The organism is Pseudomonas frederiksbergensis, assembly GCF_017114915.1.
Taxonomy (GTDB): Bacteria; Pseudomonadota; Gammaproteobacteria; order Pseudomonadales; family Pseudomonadaceae; genus Aquipseudomonas; species Aquipseudomonas frederiksbergensis_I.
Window position 1 is genome coordinate 1 of the sequence record NZ_JAAUOE010000097.1, and the last position, 2,445, is coordinate 2,445.

Annotated in this window: 4 protein-coding genes; all 4 read right to left on the bottom strand. The window is 46.5% G+C overall.

Translation table 11 applies throughout. The features are described from left to right. Positions 1 to 549: 549 nt before the first annotated feature. Positions 550 to 924 (bottom strand): hypothetical protein, encoded by a 375-nt coding sequence (locus HCU66_RS26845; RefSeq protein WP_205891371.1) that lies wholly within the window; start codon positions 922 to 924, stop codon positions 550 to 552. 150 nt (positions 925 to 1,074) lie between these two features. After that, positions 1,075 to 1,494, bottom strand: coding sequence for a DUF6896 domain-containing protein (locus HCU66_RS27645; RefSeq protein ID WP_420908080.1), 420 nt, complete (start codon positions 1,492 to 1,494; stop codon positions 1,075 to 1,077). Positions 1,495 to 1,705: 211 nt separating this feature from the next. Continuing rightward, on the bottom strand, positions 1,706 to 2,008 hold the full coding sequence (locus HCU66_RS26850; protein ID WP_205891372.1) for a hypothetical protein: 303 nt from the start codon (positions 2,006 to 2,008) through the stop codon (positions 1,706 to 1,708). Further along, positions 2,005 to 2,445 (bottom strand): hypothetical protein (locus HCU66_RS26855; RefSeq protein WP_205891373.1); only part of this gene is annotated, 441 nt, incomplete at its 5' end. The genes HCU66_RS26850 and HCU66_RS26855, both read right to left, overlap by 4 nt.

The following is a 2,445-nucleotide window of genomic DNA, read 5'->3' on the forward strand; positions in this document are numbered from 1 at the left end:
GGCATGTCGGTGCAGTTGCCGGTGAGGGCCATGAAGCGGTTTTCGGGATGAGGAACTATTTTTTCGTAGGGAGGATCTGGGGTTAGCGTCGTCATTTGCAATTTCCATGAGTATGAATATGAGCTGCCAACGCACCCTCCTACAGGTTTGGGTGGCAGCCATGCGCAGGAGTAGGAGTACCGAGCACTCATGAACCTCGGCCACGCCGAAGCGTGTCCCGCGCACAGCCGCCGCGAACGATCTTACGGGCACGAATTAAGCGCCGCAATCAGACGACAAAGCTGTTGCACCATGAGAGAGGGCTCCTACACCCTGCCACCACTTCCGCGGTGACAGCGAAAGACTATCCCTATACCCCATCGTCCACCAGTTCACGAAAACCGCCACAACTTGAAGGAAACGTCCGAAGACCTTGCCCAGCAATTTCGCAGTTATCCCGAGAGATTTAAACAACGCCTAGCCTGTAGTACTTGCAATCAATGCGCTGAGAGTCCGTCGCTTTAGTTCATAAAGGGAACGGATATATTATTTCAGAAATTTTTCACCTCATCAGAAGGCCACATCAATCCGACCCACCGTTACCTTTACGTACTTCTCATTGAGATATGGAAATTCGTAGTGAATCTCTTGATCCGGAAAATCAACAAAGGATCGGAAAACACTTCCATCCAAATACCCATAAAGAACGCACGAAAACCCGCCGCCGATCATCTCGACTGGCGCACTCGCTTCTTGTGCCACGACAACAAAATCATGATCGGGTAAGACCAGGTCGAATTCCACTTCATATTGTTTTCCCACTTCAATTTTGAAAGGACAGTAGCTCGCAAAGCATTTAACAATCACACCGTTGACAAGCAACACAACCGCCTCCTCGACGACTTCGTCGATTTCGACCACTAACACTTCGTATTTTTTAGTCATTCACAGATTAGTTTTTCCGCCGTATAACCACTGGCTACTGCGCCCTAATTGATCCGATAAAGAGAACAGATTTATTTATCCCGCCCGCAACCCCCTTTGCCACATCACACATTAAATTTGTATCTTCAAAAAAACATAACCCCAAAAAATTCACCATCGAGCCTTATTTTTGAAGTACAACCTCGACATAGAACCGCACGCCCTTTCAACCTTCCCAAGCTTAATATACTCATCGAAATCGGTCTCTAATACGCTTTGACTCTTATACTTAGGATGTAGACCTGGAACCTCACTTGCATACATGTAAAGTCTCCACACATCAAACCCATCAACCCTTTCATCGGGTCCATAATCAAAGTCAATGCAAACCTCCGGAAATTCCACCCTACAACCGACACCATGCAATTCGTAATTAATACTGCCTGTAATTCTACCTCGCTGTGGAATCTCATTTGCTCGCCAAAGCCTAAGAATACACCTTCTACCAAATTTCTCCTCAAGCAAGCTTGTAGCTCTGTCGACCTGATTCAAAAAATCGTTAATTAAACACTCTAGATCTTTATTCTTCATCTTCTCGGCCTCATCAATCTGTCATGCCCTACGCTATCAGCGGATTCCATCACTTCATCCAAGGTATTAAAAGCACCGTGATGACCAACGAGATCTTTTATCAATACGATGGTAACTTTGTGAATTCGTCTGACCGCAGAGGCTCTATGATGCCCATCGTGGCTTTCGGAGCAATATCCGAGCAGATCCTGGCGAACAGATAACTATTGGTTTATTGATCCTTATTGATGGCATTTTGCGCAGCCATCATTTCCTTTATTAGTAGCTGAGTGGTTTTGGCCTTTGCAAAAAAGAGCGGCGCACCCCAGTCAAAGTCTTTGATAGCTCTAATTTGAAATGAGCCTGTAATGTCGAACGAGGGATACCAGCCGATATCTAATAAAAATGCACCCGCATACTCCACTTGCAGCATGTCTTCTTTAAGCAAGTCGATTTGATCGACAGGATCAATATTTTTCAGAGGGGAAAGATCATCGTAAACGATTTTTCCTTTGATGAATGTGAGGTCAATCACTTCCTCAGTCTCCTAAATTCGCTCTCCGAAATCGGATGTCCGTGAATTGTTCTGGCGCTTAGTTCTATACGTATCCAGCGACTTGGTTTTCCTTCGCTTGCACCGATGACGGTCTCGTACTCTTTGATTTTCCAAGGTTTGCCATTGGTTGCGGGGACGCCACTTTCATAAGCTTCTCGTTCCATCTGCTCAATGCTGATTCCTTGCATGTACTTGGCGGGGCCTGATTTGGTTGAGTTTATCGTTTCTTTCCAGGTCATGTTTTTTGACGGGCTGTGTTTGTAACCATGTGGTGTCCAGTCGACGCTTTCCGGGAATGGAAGTTTTGGCTCCCCTTCATCAACCCTAGCCTTACCCGCCGGATCTTCATCCCCAAACGACGGCTTCCCACACCCATCCGCCCCCGGACAATCACTCAACCCCAGCGGATCAACCCA